The organism is Blautia acetigignens (assembly GCF_025566865.1).
GTDB classification, from domain to species: Bacteria; Bacillota; Clostridia; order Lachnospirales; family Lachnospiraceae; genus Blautia_A; species Blautia_A acetigignens.
In genome coordinates, this window is record NZ_JAOQJM010000016.1 from 45,523 (window position 1) to 70,321 (window position 24,799).

Below are 24,799 nucleotides of genomic sequence, written 5' to 3' on the forward strand. Positions count from 1 at the left end.
CATATGAGACTTTTAATACAGCGCGTCAATCATGCCGATGTTAAGGTAGACGGGGAAACCGTTGGAAGCATCGGCAAAGGATTCCTTGTACTGGTTGGCGTTGGTCAGAATGACACCAGAGAAATCGCAGACAAATACCTGAAGAAAATGCTGGGGCTTCGGATCTTTGAAGATGCCAACGGCAAGACGAACCTTTCCCTGGCAGATGTAAATGGGGAGCTTTTGATGGTTTCACAGTTTACCTTGTATGCAAACTGCAAAAAGGGAAACCGGCCAAGCTTTATAGAAGCCGGCGCACCGGATCAGGCGAATGAGCTTTATGAGTATATGTTAAAGGAAGCTGCCAAGGTTGTTCCAGTTGTTCAGCACGGCGTGTTTGGCGCAGACATGAAGGTTTCCCTGGAAAACGACGGACCATTTACGGTGATGCTGGACGAATCCATTCTATGAGCATGGCTGCATCATTGATTGTACAAATTACAAATACGGTAGAATTAGAATTGAAGCAGCTGATAAAATCATCAATTATTATGAAATAAAAATCTAATTTATTAATGCACATAAAATATGCTGGAAATTCATAAAAAACGCCGGAAAGGCAGGAAGAAGCGGCTGATCCGGCGTTATGTTCCTCATCTCAATCTATACGACAAACCCGAGTTTTTCATATAGATGGGCCTGGGAAGGAGCCACTTCTCTGGATAAACGGCTATTTGGCCGTTTAATGGCCATCTAGACTGTATTTTGGGGCTTTGTTTTTAATTGCATTTTTTGCTAATTATTTTATTGTTTACCCGTTGCTTTTTAGAATTTTATTTCTCATTGCCATGTACTTTATTACCTTACATATCATTGCCCGTTGTCTTAGTTGAAACGCAGCTATACATTTATCATCACATTCTATAAACAACGAACTTTATAAAGGAGAATTTTTCATGGATAAAAAAGTCACTTACCACGAACAAACTGACGTTGAAAATACCTTGCGGCTTCGTGACGTTCTGAAAACCTTGCCTCCATTTTGCAGGGATTTCTTTCGTGCCATTGAGCCACGTACCACAACCAAAACCAGAATTTCCTATGCCTATGACATCCGGATTTTCTTCCAGTTCCTCTTGGAGCAAAATCCAGTTTTCAAGGACTGGTCTATGGATGCCTTTACTGTAGATATTCTGGATCAGATCACAGCCATTGATCTTGAGGAATATGAAGAATATCTGAAGGTTTACCAGGCCGGCGACAAAACTGAAACCAACGGCGAACGCGGCCTGAAACGCAAAATGTCTTCCTTAAGAAGCTTTTATGCCTATTATTTCAAACGGGAAATGATCCATACCAATCCAACGGTCCTGGTAGACGTTCCGAAAATCCACCAGAAAAGCATCATCCGCCTGGAAGCCGATGAAGTTGCCCTGCTTCTTGATTATATCGAACACGGCGGCGATGACCTTACCGGACAGAAAAAGGTCTACTACGAGAAAACCAAGGACCGCGACCTCGCTCTCGTCACTCTCCTGCTGGGAACAGGTGTTCGTGTTTCGGAATGTGTCGGTCTTGACATTGAGGATGTAGATTTCAAAAATAACGGAATCAAGGTTACCCGAAAAGGCGGAAATGAAATGGTTGTATATTTCGGCCCTGAAGTAGAAAAAGCCCTGAAAAACTACCTGGAAGTGCGCAAAAATATCGTCCCTGTAGAAGGCCACGAGCACGCTCTCTTCTACTCTACCCAGCGCAAACGGATTGGCGTCCAGGCCGTCGAAAACCTGGTCAAGAAATACGCCCGCCAGGTTACCACCACCAAGAAAATCACCCCTCACAAGCTCCGCAGTACCTACGGTACCGCCCTGTACCAGGAAACAGGGGATATTTACCTTGTAGCCGATGTTTTGGGTCACAAGGACGTCAACACCACCAAGAAGCATTACGCTGCCCTGGACGACTCCAGACGCCGTCAGGCCGCCACCGCAGTGAAGCTGCGTGAGGACTGAACCATTGAAATACATATAAGGCCAACAGCCAGAAAAAGGACACGTCCCATAACGAGTCGTGTCCTTATGTACCTCTGGTTTGGTTTTACTGAATTTTATAGCTGCAATATCATATCATCTGTGATTATAATGCTACTGCAATCTTATCCTGTAATGCTTCTGGTAACTCTTCTTTATCAAGAGAAATACTTACAACTACGGAAATACCATATTTCTCGCTGATCTTGTTCAGCTGCTCAAGAGTATCTGTAACGTCTGCATCTTCCAGCTTGGAAACCTTCAGGAAGCTGTCCAGATAAATCTGCTCAAGATCGTGATCCTGAGAAATAATACCGCAGATAAAACCTACAAACTCGTCTGCATTCTTCAACGGATAAGAGGAAACGTCGATAAGACGTACCTTGTTGTTAAGCTCATACATGTGCTTGGTACTTTTGTCAAGATAAACAATGCTTCCATTAGCTTCTTTCACTGCATTGTTTACTCTGTCTAAGAGCACTTTTGTTTTGCCTTTGCCTTTCTTTCCTACGATCAGTTCAACCATGATGTTTTCCTCCTTAGACAATATGATATTAAATTTTACCAAAAACCTTGTTTAATATAATTCATATTATAGTATAATTTTTCTAAAAAGACAAGAGTTTTTTTGAAATTTCTGTCTATTTTTCTCAATTGTGTAAAAACTGCACAATTCAGCAAACTGCGTCAATTGATGTTCTGCAGCAAAGAGGACATCTGCTGGTAAAGCTCATCCTTGGTAGAAGCTCCCATAACAATAGAGATATACGGCTTTCCGTATGCGTTCTGGCTTAACAGGGCAAGACAGTTGCCGGCATTGTCTGTGGTACCGGTCTTTCCTCCAAGAATAGTCACATTCTTAGGCGGAGTCGCCTCTCCGGTCAGATAATGGTCTGTGGCTGTCAGAGTCGTGCTTGCGCTGCTTCCGTCTGCATGGGTGTATTCTACCGTATAAGAGCCCATCTGGGTAATCTGGGTAAATTCCGGATAATTCAGTGCTTCCTTCAGCATCAGGTAAATATCATATGGCGTGGTATAATGATTTTCGTCCTGCAGTCCGTGTGGGTTGGTAAAATGGGTTCCCGTGCAGCCAAGCTCTTTCGCAAAGCTGTTCATCATCTCCACAAAGCCCTCTGTAGAGCCTCCTACATGGGTTGCAATGGCGGAAGCTGCATCATTTCCGGAATACACCAGAAGACAATGCAGAAGCTGATCCATGGTCACCTGATCCCCGGCCCAGAAGCCGCAGACCTGAGAACCGGATTCCAGATCCAGATTCTCCTGGGTAATGGTCACTACATCATCCATATTTCCATATTTCAGCGCCAGCATGGCAGTCATGATCTTGGTGATACTGGCTGGATATACCTTCTCAAGTGCCTGTTTGGAATAAAGCACCTGCCTGTCATCCAAATCCAGAAGAAGCCCTTTCTGGTTCTCTCCAAGGGAAACCCCATCCATAGGAACATCCGAAACCACCACACAAAGCTTCTTGGCAAAGCCATCCGCCCGCAGGCTGTCTGTCCCTGTAATTCCGCCGGAGAACTCCCGGGAGGCCATATAAGGCTCATCCAGCTTGCCAAACAGCGTTCCGTTTCTTAAAAGATAAATAGACCCGATTCCCGCTCCGCCAAGGAAAATCAAAAGGAGCACCAGCAAAATGGTTTTCTGGATCCTTTTTTTCCTGGATCTGCGAAATTTGGCGGACTTACGCCTGGAGTTGTTTTTTTTCGCCGCTGTCATAAGTATTCCTCTTTCTTATCAATTTCTTTTTTCTTCAGTTCTTTATTGTATGCGCTGCTCTGCAGACCTACATTCATCACCAGTCCCATACCGATAAACAGACTGATCAGAGATGTCAGGCCGTAGCTTACAAAGGGCAGCGGCGTACCTGTATTCGGTGCAAGTCCGGTGGCAACGCAGATATTCAGAAAGCTCTGTATGGCTACCACGCTGCCTACCCCGCAGCAAAGTATTTTCCCCGCAAGATCCTTGGCTCGAAGACTCATTCGTATGCACTCTATCGAAATCAGCAGAAGCAGAATCACAATGGCCGTGCACCCGATAAATCCATACTCCTCTCCCGCAACCGCAAAAATAAAGTCCGTCTGGTTCTCCGCAACGAAGTTTCCTTCATTTACAGAAGAAACATAGCCGTCACTGGTCAGTCTTTTTCCCACCAGCTCTCCGGATGCGATCGCAGTCTTGGAGTTGTTCTGCTGTTCAATATCTTCCTGATATTCCGCGTTCTCCGGGTATAAGAAAGACATGATACGGTCTCTCTGATAGCTCTTGATTAGAGTCTGATCCGGCTGCACCACTATGGAAAGGAAAATAACTGCCAGCGGCACCGCGATCAGGATTGCCCCGCCGATAACCTTGTAGCTTAAGCCCGCCACATACAGCAAAATACAGAAGATCACCGTTACAGTAATGGTATTTTTCATATCCGGCTGTGCATAGATCAGTGCAAGGGGAACCGCAAGAAGGATTGCCGACTCTGCAAGGATCTTAAACGTATTGATATCATCCTCATGGTCCATAAAAAACTTGGCAAAAAACAGGATAATGATAATCTTGGAAAGCTCGGTAGGCTGGAAACGGAAGCCTCCGATATCCAGCCATCTTGAAGCACCTCCTGCCTCGCTTCCGAACAATCGTACGCCAATAAGCATAAGCAGATTAAAGCCATACATGATCCACTGGAAATTCAGGATCCAGGAATAATCCATTAGCGATAAAATAATCAGGATCACAACTCCCGTCACAACTCCCAACAGCTGTTTGTTGCGAAGATCCGGGGACGCGCTTGCAACCAGCTGTACTCCAAACAAACTGATGGCAAGCAGCAGGGCTACCAGCTTAAAATTGTAAAAACGCAGCTTATACTGTCTAATCATATATCTATTTGTCCTTTTTCCTTTGCACAGGAATGTACGCCATAAGAACTGGCGGCTCCTGTGAAATCTGTATTTTCACTTTACTTTCTTCTATGGAAACATACTTTTTCACAGTATGTACCAGGTCACTTTTTAACATTTTCATCATCTGTGGGGAACATTCAATACGCTCGGAAATCAGAAGAAGCTTCATTCTGTCCCGGGCATATCCTGCTGAACGCCTTTTCTCATGTAAAAAGGTCTTCATAAGAATTCCTCCTCGCGGCTTGATGATTTACATAAAACTTTTATTGACAACTATCAGGATCCAGTCTGTCCTTCCTGCACTCTCTCAGTGTCTTTTAAATAGTCTGGAAAGCATGCCCTTCTTCTGACGGATCTGGGCAAAAGGAACTTCCTCCCCCATAAGCCGCCTGCAGATATTGCGGTACTCCTCCTCCGCCTGAGAGTTTCGGCCGGATAAGGGCTCTCCCTGATTGGTCGCCACCACGATCTGCTCATCATCCAAAAGGGTTCCGATCAGATCCACAGCCAGAATTTCCGTCACATCATCCACAGACATCATATCCCCTCTGGCAATCATATCCGGGCGAAGCCTGTTGATAATAAGATGAATGTCCCGCAAGTCATTGGCCTCCAGCAGGCCGATGATCCGGTCCGCGTCACGAATGGCAGAAACCTCTGGAGTGGTAACTACAAGGGCCTTGTCAGCACCTGCAATGGCGTTTTTGAACCCCTGCTCGATCCCGGCTGGACAATCCAGAAGAATATAGTCAAATTCTTCCCGCAGATCATCTGTCAGCTTGATCATCTGCTCCGGGGATACCGCCGTTTTATCCTTGGTCTGGGCAGATGGCAGCAGATACAGCTCCGGATGACGCTTGTCCCTGATCAGTGCCTGTTTCAACCGACAGCTTCCATGAACCACATCCACCAGGTTGTAAACGATCCGGTTCTCAAGTCCCAGCACAACGTCAAGGTTTCGAAGACCGATATCCGTGTCCACAACCACTGTTTTTTTGCCCATCATAGCCAGTCCGGTTCCAATGTTGGCAACGGTAGTTGTTTTTCCCACACCGCCTTTTCCGGATGTAATGACAATGACTTCACCCATTTTTTCTGATTCCTCCTAAACAAAATGTTCCAAAATCCTGGTATTCCTCTTATGGTTATGCCTGCGGAAATACTGCCGCAGGCATAGCTTAAGTTTAGTCATTCGATGTATCACTGGTGTCTGTAGAAGCGACTCCTGTGAGAATAGAATCTTTATCTGCAAGATTGTACATATATTTAAAAGTATCATTAGCTATCAGACACGCATTACCGGAACTGTAGCCATTGGCAATACGGATTGCCACCGCATATTCCGGATCGGATGCAGGCGCGTAGCCAACGAACAGACCATGGTTCGGGTGACGCAGATCCAGCTCGGCAGTACCGGTCTTACCAGCCACCTCAATGCCCAGTCCGTCGAACTGGCTGTGGGTCTGGATTACACGGCGCATACCATCATGGAGCACATCCCAGATATTTGAAGAAATATTCACTACATCCTGCAGTTCCGGCTCATATTCCTCAAGCACTTCTCCCTTTGGATCCGTTACTTTGTCGAGGAGGGTAAGTTTAAATACGTTACCGGAAGTTGCCACAGTTGTTGCATATCTGGCCAGCTGTGTTGTGGTAAACAGGTTGTTTCCCTGTCCCATGTAGGACGGAACTGCTTTCGCATCGGAAACCTTCGGAGAAGCCTCGGAAAGCTCGATTCCGGTCTTCTGATCAAGCCCGATCAAAGAAGCATACTCCTGAAGCTTGCTAAGGCTCTGCACCTCAGAAAACTCATTGTCCCCAACCTTTCCAAGCTGGAAACCGATCATATTAAAGAAATAGTTACAGGACTGCTCAATAGCGGTACGGATATCAAGACCGCCGTGACCTTCCTTGTTCCAGCAGTTGATCGGCGGATCTACATAATCGAAGGTACCGGTACATTCAATATAAGTGCCCTCGTCAATCACGCCCTCTTCCATACCTGCAATGGTGGAAAGAAGCTTCAGGGTAGAACCTGGCGCAGTTGTCTGCTGGGTGGCCTTATTAAAGAATGGGCTGGACTGATCCAGTGCCAGTTTGGCATAGTACTCTGTATCCATATCGTTGGTCAGTCGGTTATTGTCATATCCTGGATAAGATACCAGGGCTACCACATCTCCGTTCTTCACATCCACAACCACTGCGGAAGCAGAACAAGGCATAAGGGCAAGCTGTGCAGGTTCGATTTCCAGATTATAGATCTTATTGATCATAAAATCATAGGCACTTGTAGCTCCGGACGCCAAATTCTCATAAGATCCGTCCTCCTTATCCAGAACACCCTGCTCATACAGGGCCAGACAGATCTCCTGACCGGAAATGGTATCATTCAGAAGCATATACTTATACAGCAGCTTGGAAAATCCCGTATCTGTACTCAGATAATCAATGATATATGCAGTCAGTGCCTGATAGATCTCATCAGAATCCAGATATTCTCCTTCCGGAGAAAAGCTACTGATGTTGATCCAGCCCTGACTTGTGGCATAGGTCAGATAATCCTTCAGGCTGATGCTCTCATCTGTAGTCCATGCCTTGTAAGTAGCATCGGAAGTATCGATGGCATCACGGGAAATGATTCCAAGGGTATCCCGAAGAAGGTCATTGCAGATATAGGAAAGGTATTCCTGGGTCTCTGTATCCTCGTCCTTATAGGCCGGCGGGTTGGAGCCATTCAGCTTCGAGCTTATTGTATCAAAAACGCTCTGCTGCTTTTGCTGAAATTTGGCATATAAATTTTTTTCTGTATCAGAAGCATCTGTACGGTCAAATTTGTTAATATCGATCACACTGTTGGAAATCAGTGCGTTGTATACATCATAAATCGGAATACGGATCTGGCTGGCATCTGTCACAGCAGAATAGTCAAAGGTTTTTACCGCATCGATCTTGGTAAGGAGCACACCTGCCACACGCTGCTTCAGAATCTGGTAGATTGCGGACTGCCAGTCTGTATCAATGGTAAGCTGAACGTCATTACCTGCCACAGGCTCTACCTTGGTATCCTCATCAATTTTCAGAACCTTTCCAAGGTTATCCACGTAAACGGTTTCCTTACCGTCTGTTCCCTGAAGGGTAAGCTCCATATACTGCTCGATTCCAGCTTTACCTACAATGGCATCATTGGAGTAATCCGGGTTCTGCTTGCGAAGCTCTGTCAGTTCCTCAGAGGAAGCCCTTCCCGTGTAGCCAAGAATAGGCGCCATGCTTTCGTCGTCTATGTACTGGCGGATAGAATCCTCCACCACATCGATTCCCTGAAGTCCGGTCTTATTCTCCATAATGGCAGCCACAGACTTCTCGCTTACATTGGTCGCAATGGTCACCTGCATGTATTTCTTGAAGCTGTTGGTATTCAGTTCATATCGGATAGTGGCAATATCCAGCATTTCCTGTTTCGTCAAAGTCTGAGGCAGACCATGGGAGGAAAGCTCTTCTTCCGTGTACGCCCTGTCGCCCTCCAGAACAATGGAAAACTTCTCGGAACCGGTAAGGAATGCCATCATTTCATCCGCAGTTGCCGTTTTCTGCGCATCCTCCAGGTCATCGATCAGCGCCTGGCCGTAAATATCCGCACGGAAACGGTTCAGGGTAAATCCCTCTGATACATCAAAGGCATATTCCCCGCTGTCGTCTACCACAATATGAAAAGAATGGGTGATATCATCCCCATTGCTGTGCAGGATCTGAAGCACCTGATAAGCCACGCCGTTCAGGGTAAGGTTCTTCTCTCTGGTAGAAGTGTAGGTTCCGTTATCCTCAAAGGTCAGGGAATAGGACAGCACATTGGATGCCAGAATATCTCCGTTCCGGTCCAAAATGTTCCCCCTGGTGCTTTTGATCACACGTTCCTTGGTGGTTCTTGCTTCAAATTTACTGATATAGTCCTGTCCCTGGATGATCTGCAGGTCAAAAAGCCTGCGGACCAGCACAACAGACATCAGAACAAATGCCAGGACCAGGACGGTTGTTCTTTTTAAACTGATTTTTCGAAAAATACGTTTTATTTTAGTACCCAAATTGACTCACTTTCTTTCCTTGCAATATTCATGTAGCGATAGTTGATGTAACGGAAAAGCCGATATACAATCAAGGTAATAAATACCGTGTAAAACATCTCCGGAATAATGATCCTGTACAGGTATGTACGAAGTCCAAGACGTCCCCGGAGAAGGAACTGCAGTCCGTAGACTGCCAGATTATACAGAAGATCCGCACCTGCAGTAAGAAACATGGGAACCTTCACGTCATCATCATAATAAATTCTGTGGGCATATCCGCTCAGATAGCCGATGTACATATAGATCAAAGCATAAAATCCAAATATGGATCCGAAAAACAGATCCACCAGAAGCCCGGACAAAAAGCCTGTCCACAGCCCGCTCTTACGCCCCCGCATCAATCCCATAGACACACACAGGACCAGCATCAGGTTGGGCGTCACAGAGCCAATGGAGATCAGATCCATAACCGTGCTCTGCAGCAGAAAGCATACTACCACAGTGAGAAAAAAGACGACCTTACTCTTCATCCGCACCCTCCTGTACACTCTTCGCTGTATCTGCCGCGCTGTCATCTGTCATATCCTGCTTGTTGACTGTAATTACAAATACATCCTTCAGATGGAGGAAATCCACAGGCGTTACAATGGTACCGGTCTTGGTCAGGTTATTGCTGTCTACCTCCACCTCGCTTACATAGCCGATGAAAAGCCCTTCCACGAACTTCTCACTGATATTGGAGGTCACAATACGTTCCCCGACTGTCACCTTGTTTTCCTGATCATAAAGCTGCTCAAAACGAAGCTTGCCCTCATCGATCAGCTCCAGGTCACCGTTTACAATACAGTTGTCTGAGGTGCTTACGGTCATTGCGCTGACGCTGCTGCTGTCATCTATGATGGAGCGCACTGTTGCCCAGGAAGAACCGACTTCCGTAACGATTCCTACAAGTCCCTTGCCTGCGATTACATTATTGTCCACGCGGATTCCGTCCTTGGAGCCCTTGTTGATCATAAAGGTATCGTACCAGTTGCCCGGATCCTTGGAAATAATGGTGGCTGCAACCTTTGGATACTCCTCGTAGGTCTGGTCCAGGTCATAAAGCTCTTTCAGGCGCTGGTATTCTCCCTGATCCTGGATCAGCTTGTTGTTCTGCGTGGTAAGGCTGTCAATCTGTGCTTTGAGCTCTTCATTTTCAAAAATCAGGTCCTGCTTGTCCTGGAAGCTGTCCCCTGCAGAACGGATCATGGAGCCGATCTTCTCAATGCTTTTCTCAAATGGCACAATGACGATTCCTGCCGCCTCCTGAAGAGGAGCAGTGGAAATGCCCGATGCAAAGGTGGACACAATGCAGCACAGGCAGAAAAGCGTCATGATTGCCAGCAGATGCTTGCTTTTTAAATTAATTCGGAAACGAAATTTTTTCTTCAGGTTTTTCATGAAATGGCACCCCTAAAACTTATAATTTACGCTGTGTAATGGGTTGTGCCCACTTGCGCAGCTCCCTGTCGTGAATGATCTTCTCAAGTCCTGTGACCGAAGAGGTCTCATAAAGGTCGGACAGGTTAAAAGAATATCCGGTATAGCTTGCCAGATATGTATCTATGTGCGGAATCCTGGTACTTCCGCCCGTGAGGAAAATTCCCTCCTTGGCTATGTGGTAGGCAATCTGAGGCGGAATACGCTCCAGAAAAACCTTCATCTGGGCTCCGATCTCATTAACGCAGTTCATAATGCCTGCATTCACCACATAGGCAGAAATCACTTCTTCTCTTGGAAGTCCGGATACACTGTCGATTCCAACTACCTTGCGGGCCTGCTTGTGCTGGTCTGCAAGACGCCCCATTACAAGCTTCAGCCGCTTCCCTGTACGGGTTCCGATCTGAAGGTTATAGCGCTTGCGCACCTCGCTGCATACAGCTTCATTCATCTGCCGTCCCCCGATGGGGATCTTCTTGCTGATAATGATCCTGCCCCCTGTGATAATGGAAAAATTCGTGCTCTGGGCACCGATATTCACCACCATGCTTCCCTCATTGTTCTCCAGATCCACGCCCATGGCAATGGCATCTGCAATGGGTGCCTCCACCATATAGACACGGTTCTTGCGAAGCCAGTGGCCATTTGCCACCTGGTAATAAGCCCGTTTCTCAATGGCAGTCATGTCAAGAGGGACTGCAAAATACATAACAGAGCCTATTCCTAAAATTTTATCAATTTTTCTCATCATACTGTAAAGTACAATTTCCTGCAGTTCCAGATTGGCTATCATACCAAAAGCCATCGGCGAACTTACGGAAATGTTAGATGGTGCTTTTTCAAACATTTCATACGCTTCGTTGCCCACGGCTATGATTTTGCGGCCTTTCGCCGCAATCATGTTCTTCTCAATGTAGCTTTTATTTCGAATCATGGAATAGACCTTGACGGAACTGCTTCCAAGATCTATTCCATATGTTTTTTCAAACAGCATATACCTGTCCCTTCATCATTTTACCCTTCCCAAAAGGTGCACTTCCGAATTACACAGGAAGCATTCCCTGTTCCCGAAAGCTTACGTATTTCTGGTCACCGATCACAATGTGATCCAGAAGCTTCACCCCTATCAGCTCCCCTGACCGGTAGATCCGTTCCGTGATTTCCACATCACACTCACTGGGCGAAGGATCGCCGCTTGGGTGATTGTGAACCAGGATCAGGCTCACGGCGTGGAACTTCAGTGCCTCCACAAACACCTCTCTGGGCGTGATCAGTGTGGCTCCTACCGTCCCCTTTGAAATCGTCTGCTCCCCAAGAAGATGATTCCTTCCATCCAGCAGCATGACGATCAGCATCTCCTGCTCCTCGTGACGGAGATGTTCCATATAGTATCTTGCTATTGTGACGGGATCATTGAAAGAAAGTCTTGGTCTGGCAGCAGCAGACGCCATCCGCTTGGAAAGCTCCCCGATACATTTCAGCTGGACGGCTTTGACCTTCCCGATTCCGTTCACCTTCATCAGATCCGGCAGGGACATGTGAAGCAGTCCCAAAAGCCCCGGATATGAGGTATCTTTCGTAAGACTTAAGATTTGATTGGCAAGTGCAAGAGAATTGGCTCCCTGCACCCCGTTTCTTAAGATCACTGCCAGAAGCTCGCTGTCGCTTAACACCGACGGTCCCCACTTGAGACATTTCTCATAAGGCCGTGAAGACTCCGGCAGATCTCTGATGGTCTGCGTTATTTCATTCATATCTTTGTACCTGCAGTTCTCCAGGAGATAAATCGTTACTGTTCACATTTTGCCTGTAAGCAGTAAGGATGAATTACAACGCAGACTCATTTTAGCATAAAAAAGGAGAGATGTACACTCTCTCCTAAATTTTTTTAAACTTTTTCGAAATAGCCTCTGCCACTTTGATGCCATCCATGGCTGCAGAAGTGATTCCCCCTGCATATCCGGCACCTTCTCCGCAGGGATAGATTCCTTTATAATTTGCCTCCAGGGAGTCTTTCTCACGAACAATTCTTACTGGTGAAGAAGTACGGCTTTCCACACCGGAAAGGACGGCATCCGGTCTGTCAAAACCTTTGATCTTTTTTCCAAAGGCCAGAACGCCTTCTTCAATGGAATCTCCGATCTCTTTTGGGAAAATACTCCGCACATCCCCCGGGGTATATTCTCCTTTAATACAGGGCTCTACTTCTCCAAGTGCGGTGCTTGGCCTGTGATTCTGATAATCCTCAAACAGCTGTACCGGAACTTTTCCATTTCCAGCCTTCCATGCGGCACGCTCCAGACTGCGCTGGAATTCTACGCCCCCGAGAGGTCCTTCTTCCGGGAAATCCTCCGGGGTCACGGACACAATCAGGGCACTATTGGCATTGCGGCTGTCTCTTGCCTGGTAGCTCATGCCGTTGACTGCCAGTCCTCCCGGCTCAGAAGAAGCGTTGACCACGTATCCGCCCGGGCACATGCAGAAAGAATAGACGCCTCTGCCGTTTTCGCAGGTGTGCGTTACCTTGTAGGCAGCTGCTCCAAGCTTCTCGTTTTCTTCTTCCCCGTAGAGCGCCATGTTGATCATGGACTGGGGATGTTCCATTCGAACGCCTACTGCAAAGGATTTTGGCTCCATGTAGATTCCTTTTTTCTCAAACATGGCAAAGGAATCCCGGGCGCTGTGTCCCACTGCCAGCACACACACCTGAGCTGGAATCCTTTGTTCCCCGTTTATTTCAATTTCTTTTAACTGTCCCTTTTCCAAAACCAGGTCTGTTACTTTGGAACGGAAGTGGAAGGTTCCTCCCATCTCCTCGATCTCATGGCGCAAAGTCTCCACAACGCCTACCAGCACATCTGTGCCAAGATGAGGTTTCTGCTGGTAAATGATCTCCTCAGGCGCGCCAGCCTGTACAAACCGTTTCAGCACCTCATGGTTTCTTTCGGAAGGATCTTTCACAAGAGTATTCAGCTTTCCATCGGAAAAAGTTCCAGCTCCCCCTTCTCCAAATTGTACGTTGGAATCTGGATCCAGCACCCCGTTTTTCCAAAAGGCTTCCACCGTTTTCTGGCGGATATGGGCTTCCTCGCCGCGCTCTAACACAACCGGACGGTAACCCGCCTTTGCCAGATACCAGGCGCAGAAAATTCCTGCTGGACCGCTTCCCACGATCACAGGTGGATGTTTCAGTTCTTCATTGCCAGGTGTCGGGAAAATGTATTCTTTTTTGTCGGTTAACGTAATATTATTATCGTGAACTTTTCGGACAATCTTGCCTTCCTGATTTTTTTCCTGCAAAGAAACGTCCACAGTGTATACGAATTTTTTGTCATCCTTGTGGCGGCAGTCCAGGGACTGCTTCACGATTTCGTAAGAGAAACCTTCGTTTTTCAGACGAAGGGCCTTGCGGATCTTATGGGCAAGCTCTTCCGGCGTATGATTGATTGAAAGTTTTAACTGGGTAATTCGGATCATGTTGTTTCTCCTTGCTTTTTCTTATGATCTGCCGGCATTCATTCCTGCAGCGTACCCGCTGGACCACGCCCACTGCAGGTTGTAGCCGCCGCATTTTCCGTCGACGTCAAGCAGCTCGCCTGCAAAGTACAGGCCGGGGACCAATCTGGATTCCAGTGTTTTTGCATCCACTTCCCTGGTATCTACGCCGCCGGAGCACACCTGTGCCTGTTCAAAGGGCTGATAGCCTGTTACTTTAAGAGGGTAGCTGTAAATGGCTTCCTCCAGATTTTTGGACGCCAGAAGCACTTTGGCAAGCTTATCCGGGAAAAGTCCGGTAAAAAATTCTTTTTTGCCTTTATAGGGGCTGTCCTGTTTTCGTTTTTCCAGAAACGCAGCAAGTTGTTCCCTGGAAAATTCGGGCAGGAAATTCAGTCGCAGCTCTGTTTTTTGGCCCTTCCAGAAAGCACGGATGGCATAGCGGCTGATCTGAAATACAGGAATTCCAGACACGCCGTAGTCTGTGAGCTGCAGTTCTCCTGTTTCTTCTGCGATTTTTTTCCCGTCTGCGTACAGGGAAATCTTCCCTTCGGTGCGCACTCCGGCCCAGCCGGAAAAGCCTGTGTTTTTGCATTTCAGTGCAGTCAATGCCGGAAGAGGCGTAATTACAGAATGTCCCAAAGCGGCAGCGATTTCATAGCCGCTTCCGTCTGAACCGGAAATGGAAGATGCCCTGGAACCGTTTGCCAGAATCACAGCATACCCTTCGTAAGTCCAGCCCTGGGTATGGATTTTCCAGATGTTCTTTTCTTTGGAAATGCTTTTTACCTGCTCATTGGTTTTGATCTTCACCCCAAGGCTGCGGGCCTTCATGCACAGCACCTCCGCCACGCTGGAAGCCTGTCCGCTGTGGGGATAAAGATATCCGTTATTTTTATTTACCGGGTAAAGCCCAAGCTCTGTGAAAAAATCTACTGTATTTTCTACGGAAAACTGGTTCAGAACTTCCTCCCAGAAGCCCGGATTGTCGCTTCGGTAAGCGTCAGTCTGCTTCTGGAGATTGGTGAAATTGCATTTTCCGTTTCCGGTGGCGCAGATTTTTTTGCCTGGCTTTTCATTTTGTTCCAGAATGGTTACGGCTGCGCCGTTTTCCGCCGCTGCAATAGAAGCCATCAGGCCGGAGGCACCGCCGCCTATGATTACAACACGTTTTTTATCCATATAAACTCCTGCAAATGTCTGCGAGTGTGTCTGAAAAAGGCTCCAGCTTTACTGCGGCAGCTTCACCAGATCCTGTTCTACTAATTTCTGCAGAGACATCATAACGCCAAGCTTTGCGTGCTCCCAGGTAAGTCCGCCCTGGAAATATACGGCGTATGGTTCTTTCACCGGTCCGTCTGCGGAAAGTTCGATGGAAGAGCCCTGGACAAAGGCACCTGCAGCCATAATCACCTGGCTGTCATAGCCTGGCATATCCCAGGGTTCCGGATCTACATAGCTGTCAACCGGTGCTGCGGCCTGAATTCCTTTGCAGAAAGCGATCAGTCTTTCCGGGCTGTTTAAGGTGACGGCCTGGATAATATCCTGTCTTGGTTCCGTGGAGTTGGGAACAACGTCGAAGCCTAATTTTTCATAAATATTGGCTGCGAAAACAGCGCCTTTTAATGCGCCCTTTGTTACCATAGGTGCCAGGAAAAAGCCCTGATAGAAGGAGCGATTTACTCCAAGGGAAGCGCCTACCTCTGCGCCAAGTCCCGGGCAGGTCATGCGGTAGGAAGCATTTTCCACGCATTCTTTTGTTCCTGCAATGTAGCCGCCGATCGGGGCAAGTCCGCCGCCTGGGTTTTTGATCAGGGAACCGACTACCATATCTGCGCCAACGTCGCTTGGCTCGATGGTGTCTACGAATTCGCCGTAGCAGTTGTCTACCATGCAGATTACATCTGGTTTGATGCTTTTTACAAAGGAGATGAGCTCGCCGATCTGTTTTACGGAAAAGGATGGGCGGGTCATATAGCCTTTGGAGCGCTGGATTTCTACCAGTTTTGTTTTTTCGTTGATTGCTTTGCGGATGTTTTCGTAGTCAAAGGTGCCGTCTTCGAGAAGGTCTACCTGGCGGTAGGTGACGCCGTATTCTGCCAGGGAGCCTTTGGATGGGCGGATTCCAATGACTTCTTCCAAAGTGTCGTATGGTTTTCCGGCTGGTGCCAGCATTTCATCCCCTGGGCGGAGATTTCCGAAAAGGGCGATGGCAAGGGCGTGGGTTCCGCATGCGATCTGGGGACGTACCAGACAGGCTTCGGTGTGGAAGGTGTCTGCGTATACTTTTTCCAGGGTGTCGCGGCCGTAGTCGTTATAGCCATAACCTGATGAGGAGCCGAAGCATTCCTCGCTGACACGGTTTTTCTGCATTGCCAGAAGGACTTTCATCTGGTTGTATTCTGCAGTTTTGTCGAACTGTTCGAATCTTTCTTTTAAAGATTCCTCTATCCCATGGCAAAAATCATATACCTGGGATGAAATTCCAAGTTGTTCGTATAATTCTTTCATAATAATTCTCACCGTCTGTTTGACGGCATTCCTCCATTTTTTGTGTTATTTATAAGTGTATCGTTCTCCGGACGTGAGTTCACAAGGTATATTCATCGCAGGTCTCCGTTAAAACCGCTCCTGAAATGACCTGCTCACGAATATACCTTGCAAACTCACTGGTTTCTGGTAAACTGATAGTATTTTCAATAGCCAGATTAACCAAGTATCCCCTTTTCACGGCAAATGCTCAGCATATACTCCAGCATTTTCCCGTCGTCATACCCGAACTCGTCTTTGTTGATCCATAGGGTTTCCAGTTCTCTGCGGAACCAGGTGAGCTGGCGCTTGGCGAAGTGTCTGGTGTCGCGCTTCAGGATGCGCACGGCTTCTTCCAGGGGCATTTCTCTGTCCAGATAAGCCAGAATCTCTTTATATCCAAGCCCCTGCATGGAAACCATCCCTCTGTGATAGCCCATGCTCTTCAAAGCCTCCACTTCCTTTACAAGACCTCCAGCCAGCATCTCATCCACCCGTTTATCAATCCGCTGATAAAGCAGTTCCCTGGGCGCGTTCAGCACGAAATAGGCAAGATTATACGGGCTGACCCTTTCCTGCTGTTCTTCATTGTGAGCGGAAATCGGGCTGCCGTTTTGGTGGTAAAACTCCAGGGCGCGGATCACACGCTTCACATTATTCTCATGAATTTCCTCCGCACTTTTAGGATCCACCTTGGCCAGCATCTGGTGAAGATAAGCCACTCCCTTTTCCTGGGCAAGGGCTTCCAGGCTGGCCCGGTATCCGTCATCCTGTTCTGCCTGGGTAAAATCGATATCCCTGGTCACTGCCTGAATATAAAATCCCGTACCGCCCACCAGGATTGGAATATGCCCGTTGGCGTAAATCTTTTCCATGGCTTCCTTTGCCATTTGCTGGAAACGCACAATATGAAATTCCTCATCTGGCATCAGCGCATCCACAAGATAGTGAGGGACTCCCTGCATTTCTTCTGGCATAATCTTGGCTGAACCGATATCCATATATTTATAAACCTGCATGGAATCTGCAGAAATGATCTCACCGCCAACTGCTTTGGCAAGGGAAATAGACAATTTTGTTTTTCCCACTGCTGTTGGGCCGGTGAGGACAATAAGAGGTTTTTTCATGATTTCTCCTGTGTTACACAATTCGCTTAAATTTTTTCTCAATTTCCGTTTTGGTCATGGCAATGATCGTGGGGCGACCGTGAGGACAATTGTAAGGATTGTCCAGAGTCAGAAGCTCGTCGATCAGCTTGTCTGCCTCAAGGGCGGACATCTGGTGATTTCCCTTAACGGCTGCTTTGCATGCCATAGTCGCAAGTCTTGTGGTAAAAAGGTTAAACGCATCCTTCGAGCCTTCCCCACCCAGATTATCCAGCATTTCCAGAAACAGTTCTTCTTCGTGAAAGCCGTAGAGATTGGATGGAACTGCACTGATACAGTATTCCCGTCCTCCAAATGGTTCAATCTCAAAACCGTATTGCCTGAAGTACTCTTCGTTTGCCTTCAGCCGCGCCTGTTCCTCCATATTCAAGGTTACTACAAGAGGCGGACTTAAGTACTGGGATTCTATAGTTTGTTCTTTGAAGCGTTTTACAAAACGCTCATAATTTACTTTCTCGTGGGCCGCATGCTGGTCAATGATGTAAAACTGATTTTCAAATTCCACCAGCCAGTAAGTGTCAAACAGCTGTCCAATCAGCTTGTGGCGGCTTCTGGACTCCGGGGCAAGAAGCTTCTCATGAAAAAGTTCCAGCTGCTGCGGTGACTCCTGGGAAACAGGCTCCGCACCGGATTCTGTATCTGACACCTTGGAGGACGCCTCCGCAGATGACTCTGAATCTCGCAGAAGCAATACCGTGTCTGCTGCCTGGAAACCTGTTCCCTGTTCTGCAATTTGCCCCGGATTCTGTGCCTGTACGTCCTCCGGTTGGAAGTCTGCAGAATTCCCAGCTTCCAGACCAGACATCCCGCTCTTGTCCATATTCTGTCCAACAGGTGTCATGCCCTGACTTTCTAAATTTTTCCCGGTATACGCTTCACTTTGTGCTGTCTGTGCAGACTGCTCAGTTTCCAGATTTCCTAGCTGAGCTCCAGGTTTATCCTGCATATCATTTGGAGCACCGTCAGCCTGACTGCTGCCATCATTTGTTTTCCCGACATCAGCTGCCATCTCATCCGCCTGTGCAGCTGCCTTCAGGGTTCCCGCAAAAAGAGCTTCCTCTTCTTTGCTAAACGGCTTGGCCTGATAAACTGCCTGCTCCCGAAGCATACTGCCAAACGGATACCCGGAACTGCTGCCGTATCCCCCGGACATTTTTCCCCCATTTTGCAGAAATGGTTTTCCAGCCTGTACCAGGTTCCCAGCCATATTTCCATAGCCAGGCTCCGGCCTGCGGCTTTTCTCAAAAGGCTCCGGAACAGCTCCGCGGCTTACTGCTGCAGCCTTTGGAACCCGCTCTTCTTTTCCTACAGGGACTACCGGAATCAGCTCCCTGTGAAGCAGGGCATTATGCACCGCCTCATAAATGGCATCATATACCTCGGTGCCTCTTGCAAAACGCACCTCCAGCTTCCTGGGATGCACGTTTACGTCCAGGTCATTTCCCGTCATCTGAATATGCAGGGAAACAAAAGGAAATTTATGCTGCATCACAAAGCCCTTATACGCATCCTCGATGGCCTTTGTGATAATGTTATTTTTCACAAACCGGCCATTTACATAGTAATTTTCAAAGCTTCGATTGCCTCGTGACACCTCCGGCTTCCCGGCAAATCCCTCAATCTTCATGAAATCGTTCTCATAGGAAACATCCAGGAGCGCCTTTGCCATGTCGCGCCCATATACGTTATAGATGACATCTTTCACATTATAATTCCCGGAAGTATGCAGCTTCACCTGCTTGTTCTGAATATATTTAAAGGAAATTTCCGGGTGGGAAAGGGCAAGCTGCTCCATCATGGTTCCAATATAATTGGCCTCTGAAGTATCCGATTTCAGGAATTTGCTTCTGGCCGGCGTATTGTAAAAAAGGTTTCGCACCAGGAAAGTGGTTCCATCCGGCGCACCCATTTCCTCCATGCTCTGCTCCACGCCGCCCTCGATCACATAGCGCACGCCGCTGATAGCAGAAGGCGTCTTGGTGATCAGCTCCACCTGGGAAACAGCGGCAATACTGGACAAAGCCTCACCACGAAATCCCAGTGAGGCTATGTTTTCCAGATCTTCTACTTTTTCAATTTTGCTGGTGGCATGGCTCAAAAATGCAGTTGGCACTTGGGAGGCTTCGATGCCGCCTCCGTTGTCCGTAATGCGGATCAGCTTTTTGCCGCCGTCTGCAATCTCTACCGTCACAGCTGTGGCACCAGCGTCAATGGAGTTTTCTACAAGCTCCTTCACAACAGAGGAAGGACGTTCTACCACCTCGCCGGCCGCGATCTTATCAATGGTATGTTTGTCTAAAACTGCAATTTTTCTCAAATTATTTCTCCCGATGATTTACCATCTGTTTTTAATCTTGTTCTGAAGATTATAAAGGGTATTCAGCGCCTCCATGGGCGTCAGGTTTCCAATATCAATCCCCTTCAGTTCCTCAATGATATCATTATCCTGCACAGTGTCAAACAAAGACATCTGCGCCATGTCCATTTCTACTTTCGGTTTCTTCTTTGGAGAGGTGAGATCCTTCACGGCAGCTGTAATGTCCGCATCACTTAATTCCTCTACCAGCTCCTTTGCACGGCTGATAACCGTCTCCGGCACACCTGCCAGCTTGGCAACCTGGATTCCGTAGCTCTTATCTGCACCGCCCTGCACGATTTTACGAAGGAACACAATGTCATCCCCTTTTTCCTTAACCGCGATGCAGTAGTTGGTGACGCCTGAAAGCTTGCCTTCCAGCTCTGTCAGTTCATGATAATGAGTCGCAAACAATGTTTTTGCTCCGCAAAGCTTTGTATTACTGATATGCTCAATCACAGCCCAGGCAATAGCAAGTCCGTCAAAGGTGCTGGTTCCACGGCCGATCTCATCCAGAATCAGAAGACTTTTTGAGGTGGCATTACGAAGAATATTGGCAACCTCTGTCATTTCCACCATAAAGGTACTCTGTCCGCTTGCAAGGTCATCAGACGCACCTACACGGGTAAAGATTCTGTCTACAATTCCGATGGTGGCTTTATCTGCCGGGACAAAGCTTCCGACCTGTGCCATTAGCACGATTAAAGCTGTCTGGCGCATGTATGTGGATTTACCAGCCATATTCGGTCCGGTGATAATGGAAATACGTTTTTTGCTGCTATCCAGATATGTATCATTGGCAATAAACATATCGTTGTCGATCATCTGCTCCACAACCGGATGACGGCCGCCTTTAATGTCGATTACGCCGCCTTCATTTACCTTTGGGCGAACATAATGGTTTCTCTCTGCAACAAGTGCAAGAGATGCAAATACGTCCAGCCCTGCAATGGCTTTGGCTGTACGCTGGATTCTCACAACCTCCATGCCCACCTTGTCGCGCACATCGGAAAACAGCTGGTATTCCAATGCATAAAGCTTATCCTCTGCACCAAGGATCATATCCTCAAGGTTTTTCAGCTCCTCTGTAATATAACGCTCAGCATTCGCAAGCGTTTGCTTACGGATGTAGTTCTCCGGTACCAGCTCCCTGAATGTATTCGTAACCTCAAGGGCATAGCCAAACACACGGTTATATTTGATTTTCAGGGATTTGATTCCAGTGCGCTCACGCTCTCTGGCTTCTAACTCTGTCAGCCATTTTTTACCATCTGTACGGGCACTACGGAATTTGTCCACATCCTCATTAAAGCCTTCCCGGATAATGCCTCCGTCCTTTTGGGCAAGAGGCGGCTCATCCACAATAGCACTTTTTATCAGACCGGTAATATCCTCAAGGCTATCCATATCCTCATAAATTTCTTTCAAAATCGGAGCCTGAAAATCCTTCAGGATCTGTTTGATATATGGAATCATTTCCAAAGAAGAAGCAAAGGCTACCAGATCTCTTGGATTTGCCGATTTAAAGCTGATGCGGCTGACAAGACGCTCCAGGTCATAAATGGGATTCAGATATTCACGAAGCTCATCACGAAGCATTGGATTTTCATTCAATTCCTCCAGTGCAGTCAGTCTACGGTTGATTTCTGCAGAATCGATCAGCGGCTGTTCCACAAAGGAGCGGAGAGTGCGGGCACCCATTGCCGTCTTTGTTTTATCCAGAACCCAGAGAAGAGAACCCCGTTTTTGTTTCTCCCTTAGAGTCTCTACCAGCTCCAGGTTCCGTCTGCTTGAGCTGTCAATCAGCATGTAGCGCTCGGCAGTATACGGGCGAATGGTAGTCATCTGGGAAAGTGCTGTCTTCTGCGTCTCCTTCAGATAAAGAAACAGCGCACCGGCAGCAATAATACCGCTGTCGTAATCACTGATTCCAAGTCCCTCCAGATTACTTACATGAAAATGCTCTTTTAACTCTTTCCTGCAGGTATCATCATCAAAATACCATGCATCCAGAGAGAAAATACAGATTCCAAGACGATTCCTAAGATCATCTGTGTCCACACCGCTCATGAAAAAGGAATCATTACAGATAATCTCTGCAGGGCTGAATTTGTTGATCTCGTCAATCAGCTTCTGACTTCCCGGTACTTCTGTAAGAAAGCAGTCGCCTGTAGTAATATCCGCTATGGCACAACCAAAACGGTCTGCTATGGAGACAATGGACATCAGATAATTGTTCCTGGATTCGTCCAGCGAGGTGGCATCTAAGGTTGTTCCAGGCGTAACCACCCGAATAACCTCTCGTTTCACAAGTCCCTTTGCCTTCTTCGGATCCTCTACCTGCTCACAAATGGCAACCTTGTAGCCTTTCTCGATCAATCGGTTAATATAGGTATCTGCCGCATGGAACGGAATCCCACACATAGGAGCACGTTCTTCAAGGCCGCAATCCTTTCCCGTAAGTGTCAGTTCCAGTTCTTTAGATACCAGAAGGGCATCATCAAAAAACATTTCATAGAAATCTCCAAGACGATAAAAAAGAATACAATCCTTGTATTCTTCCTTGGTTTTCAGGTATTCGCACATCATGGGCGACAGTTTCATGGTTTGCGCTGAATCCCTTAATTTATGCGGGTTTGAAGCACCTGAAATAGTAGTTTGACCCCCATTTGACCCCCGGTTAGTATTTTGTATGTTATCAGTAGTATTCTTCATAATTTTCCTTTATTCTTTTTCTGGCACCGCCGGAACTTTTCCCTCATCGTATTTTGCAGCAAATTTTCTAAATTCATCTGCCACATAATCCTGTTCCAGATGTGTATAATAGTTCGTCATATTTACGCTTGTATGTCCCACAATCTTACTCACCGTAAATGGAGACATATTAGACTCATTCAGTTTGGTGACGAACGTATGCCGAAATTTATGGGGATATACCTCATAAAGACGAGGTTCCCTATTTTCTTTTTCAGCTAATTCGATCTCTTTTTTTTCAATTATGCTTATAATACGTGAACATTCCGCGTTTGCATATTGAGGAAGAAAAACCCCTCCTGGTTGTGTTGTGAATACCAGATCCGGAAAATCTTTGAGGAAAGGATTTTCCTTTCCCCATGATGATCCGCTTTTTTCTTTATCCGCAATCTGCTTTTTCTCCCAAGAGTGAAATGCCAATTCAACACCCTCTGTCATAGGAATCCAACGATAACTTGCCTTTTTCTTAGGCGTCGTTATCTGTTTAACTGACTCTGGTTTTTCTAATCGATTTTTTCCTTCATCAAAATAAATCGTCGTTCTATTCAGTGTTTTATATACACGAATTCGATGACATTCAAAATCAATATCAGACCAGCAAAGTGCTGTAATTTCGCCAATACGCATTCCAGTATTCAAAATAATATAAAATAGTTCATAATATCTCGTGTTTTTTGCTGCATCAAGAAATGTTTTAATTTCCTCTGGTTGAAGTATTTTGCTTTCATCCTCCAATATTGGATCAACTGTTACTTTTTCGGATTTTTCTATTGCAATCCCTTTACAGGGATTCATTGGAATCATTTGATTATCTACCGCACTTTGAAGTAATTGCTTTACAATTGATAAAGTATGGACAACTGATGATTCCGCATAGCCATCGTTTTGCATTCCTTCAACCATATTGTAGATATGAGAAGGTGTGAGGCAATCAAGCCTCACAGCGCCAATAAAATCTGCACCCCGCTCAAATCCATCTACATATCCACGAACCGTATTAGCTTTAATTCGCCCAATTTTGTAAAGTTTCATCCATACATCAAACCATTCAGAAACTTTATATTTTTTCGCTTTATCATTATAACCCAGAATGTATTTTGCTTTTTCCAGATCACGTTTTTTCTTTAGTTTTGCCAAATTTCTATCATATAAATATTTGGGTTTCGGGGAACCTGGTATATAATATTTGGCTTGATAACGTCCGTCCTTCCTTTGCGAAAGTCCACTTCCTAATTCTTTGCCTTTCAAAGATTTTCCCATACTGTATTCATCCTTTCCAGGCCAGATTTCAAGTACATCAGAATATTAACACGTTCTAAAAAAATATTCAAGTGTCCTGTTCCTCCAACCAGTGTTCAAATTTTTTTCTGTGTACAAGTGTTCTGCGCCCAATTCGGACGCAGAAATCATTTTCAGCCATTATAGTACGAACTGTTTTTTCAGATAACCCAGTTAATTCACAGGTTTCTTTTACTGAAAGAAGAAGTTTCCCATTTTCCTCCTTTATATCGTTCTTTTTTCTCATACCTACATTTCCTTTCACATATCAAATTCAACTACTACAATGTACCATTCTCCCGTAATGCCAATATTTTTTCTATTGCTTCCTGTCTTGTTATGCCTTCTCTTTTGGCTTTTATTGGTGTTAGTATATAACCATAGACATAAAAAGTTGAATAGCCTATAATAATCATAATAATGTAAAGGAGCTGTTCAACATGGCAAAAAACCAAAAGAAGTACACACAAGAGTTTAAGCAACAAATTGTGGATTTGTACAATACAGGAAATTACTCATTTCCTCAGTTATCAAGTGAATATGGCGTAGCAAAGTCAACTATCTTAAACTGGGTAAGAAATCTAAGTCCTATCCAGGTTTCTGAGACAGGAAAAAGGGCTTATCATCTTTGATAGAGCCGGCCCAACAAGCATGGTATTACATTTTGCGATTTTGCATATGAAAAAGGAATCAATGAACTCTTCATTGACTCCTTTGATGATTACATCACACAAATTGAAATACC

The 24,799-nt window shown here is 46.3% G+C and carries 21 protein-coding genes; 3 read left to right on the top strand and 18 right to left on the bottom strand.

Going from position 1 to position 24,799, the window contains the following annotated elements; all coding sequences use genetic code 11:
- Positions 1-3: 3 nt before the first annotated feature.
- Both dtd and OCV70_RS15670 read left to right on the top strand, forming a co-directional pair.
- The gene (gene dtd / locus OCV70_RS15665; protein WP_021926515.1) at positions 4-450 is read left to right on the top strand and encodes a D-aminoacyl-tRNA deacylase; all 447 of its coding nucleotides are present in this window, start codon (positions 4-6) and stop codon (positions 448-450) included.
- Between the two features lie 485 nt (positions 451-935).
- Positions 936-1,991: a tyrosine-type recombinase/integrase gene (locus OCV70_RS15670; protein ID WP_021926514.1), complete on the top strand. Its 1,056-nt coding sequence runs from the start codon at positions 936-938 to the stop codon at positions 1,989-1,991.
- A gap of 124 nt (positions 1,992-2,115) precedes the next feature.
- On the opposite strand, the gene OCV70_RS15675 is transcribed toward OCV70_RS15670, so the two are convergent.
- From OCV70_RS15675 to OCV70_RS15760, 18 genes are all read right to left on the bottom strand, one after another.
- Positions 2,116-2,535, bottom strand: coding sequence for a hypothetical protein (locus OCV70_RS15675; protein ID WP_021926513.1), 420 nt, complete (start codon positions 2,533-2,535; stop codon positions 2,116-2,118).
- Positions 2,536-2,696: 161 nt separating this feature from the next.
- Entirely contained in the window at positions 2,697-3,752 is a 1,056-nt protein-coding gene (locus tag OCV70_RS15680; RefSeq protein WP_117853602.1) for a D-alanyl-D-alanine carboxypeptidase family protein, read from the bottom strand.
- The gene (locus tag OCV70_RS15685; protein ID WP_173767793.1) at positions 3,749-4,909 is read right to left on the bottom strand and encodes an FtsW/RodA/SpoVE family cell cycle protein; all 1,161 of its coding nucleotides are present in this window, start codon (positions 4,907-4,909) and stop codon (positions 3,749-3,751) included. Before OCV70_RS15685 ends, OCV70_RS15680 begins: the two co-directional genes overlap by 4 nt.
- A 4-nt stretch (positions 4,910-4,913) precedes the next feature.
- Positions 4,914-5,156, bottom strand: coding sequence for a cell division topological specificity factor MinE (minE, locus tag OCV70_RS15690; RefSeq protein WP_117853605.1), 243 nt, complete (start codon positions 5,154-5,156; stop codon positions 4,914-4,916).
- 84 nt (positions 5,157-5,240) lie between these two features.
- Positions 5,241-6,023, bottom strand: a complete 783-nt coding sequence (gene minD, locus OCV70_RS15695) for a septum site-determining protein MinD (protein WP_021925857.1) — start codon at positions 6,021-6,023, stop codon at positions 5,241-5,243.
- A gap of 94 nt (positions 6,024-6,117) precedes the next feature.
- Complete coding sequence (locus OCV70_RS15700) at positions 6,118-9,015, bottom strand: penicillin-binding transpeptidase domain-containing protein (protein ID WP_021925858.1); 2,898 nt, start codon at positions 9,013-9,015, stop codon at positions 6,118-6,120.
- On the bottom strand, positions 9,000-9,527 hold the full coding sequence (gene mreD / locus OCV70_RS15705; protein WP_021925859.1) for a rod shape-determining protein MreD: 528 nt from the start codon (positions 9,525-9,527) through the stop codon (positions 9,000-9,002). Before mreD ends, OCV70_RS15700 begins: the two co-directional genes overlap by 16 nt.
- Positions 9,517-10,437 carry a rod shape-determining protein MreC gene (gene mreC / locus OCV70_RS15710; RefSeq protein ID WP_173767791.1) on the bottom strand — a complete coding sequence of 307 codons (921 nt, stop codon included), beginning with the start codon at positions 10,435-10,437 and terminating at the stop codon, positions 9,517-9,519. The genes mreD and mreC overlap by 11 nt, the downstream gene beginning before the upstream one ends.
- Positions 10,438-10,456: 19 nt before the next feature.
- Positions 10,457-11,470, bottom strand: coding sequence for a rod shape-determining protein (locus tag OCV70_RS15715; protein WP_021925861.1), 1,014 nt, complete (start codon positions 11,468-11,470; stop codon positions 10,457-10,459).
- A gap of 49 nt (positions 11,471-11,519) precedes the next feature.
- Positions 11,520-12,230, bottom strand: a complete 711-nt coding sequence (gene radC / locus OCV70_RS15720; protein ID WP_021925862.1) for a RadC family protein — start codon at positions 12,228-12,230, stop codon at positions 11,520-11,522.
- A 124-nt stretch (positions 12,231-12,354) separates the two neighbouring features.
- Positions 12,355-13,953, bottom strand: a complete 1,599-nt coding sequence (locus OCV70_RS15725) for an NAD(P)/FAD-dependent oxidoreductase (RefSeq protein WP_021925863.1) — start codon at positions 13,951-13,953, stop codon at positions 12,355-12,357.
- A 21-nt stretch (positions 13,954-13,974) separates the two neighbouring features.
- A complete protein-coding gene (locus tag OCV70_RS15730; protein ID WP_186901356.1) occupies positions 13,975-15,153 on the bottom strand; it encodes a BaiN/RdsA family NAD(P)/FAD-dependent oxidoreductase in 1,179 nt (392 codons plus the stop codon).
- 48 nt (positions 15,154-15,201) lie between these two features.
- Complete coding sequence (locus tag OCV70_RS15735; RefSeq protein WP_173767785.1) at positions 15,202-16,482, bottom strand: methionine gamma-lyase family protein; 1,281 nt, start codon at positions 16,480-16,482, stop codon at positions 15,202-15,204.
- A 197-nt stretch (positions 16,483-16,679) separates the two neighbouring features.
- Positions 16,680-17,627 (bottom strand): tRNA (adenosine(37)-N6)-dimethylallyltransferase MiaA, encoded by a 948-nt coding sequence (gene miaA, locus OCV70_RS15740; RefSeq protein ID WP_021925866.1) that lies wholly within the window; start codon positions 17,625-17,627, stop codon positions 16,680-16,682.
- A 13-nt stretch (positions 17,628-17,640) separates the two neighbouring features.
- Positions 17,641-19,983 (bottom strand): DNA mismatch repair endonuclease MutL, encoded by a 2,343-nt coding sequence (gene mutL / locus OCV70_RS15745; RefSeq protein WP_173767783.1) that lies wholly within the window; start codon positions 19,981-19,983, stop codon positions 17,641-17,643.
- A gap of 18 nt (positions 19,984-20,001) precedes the next feature.
- Positions 20,002-22,611 (bottom strand): DNA mismatch repair protein MutS, encoded by a 2,610-nt coding sequence (gene mutS, locus OCV70_RS15750; protein WP_173767823.1) that lies wholly within the window; start codon positions 22,609-22,611, stop codon positions 20,002-20,004.
- Between the two features lie 135 nt (positions 22,612-22,746).
- The gene (locus OCV70_RS15755; RefSeq protein WP_117854337.1) at positions 22,747-24,036 is read right to left on the bottom strand and encodes a tyrosine-type recombinase/integrase; all 1,290 of its coding nucleotides are present in this window, start codon (positions 24,034-24,036) and stop codon (positions 22,747-22,749) included.
- Between the two features lie 67 nt (positions 24,037-24,103).
- Positions 24,104-24,301, bottom strand: a complete 198-nt coding sequence (locus OCV70_RS15760; protein ID WP_117854336.1) for a helix-turn-helix domain-containing protein — start codon at positions 24,299-24,301, stop codon at positions 24,104-24,106.
- A 193-nt stretch (positions 24,302-24,494) separates the two neighbouring features.
- On the opposite strand from OCV70_RS15760, the gene OCV70_RS15765 reads away from it, so the two are divergent.
- A complete protein-coding gene (locus OCV70_RS15765) occupies positions 24,495-24,686 on the top strand; it encodes a transposase (protein ID WP_226818136.1) in 192 nt (63 codons plus the stop codon).
- Positions 24,687-24,799: the final 113 nt, after the last annotated feature.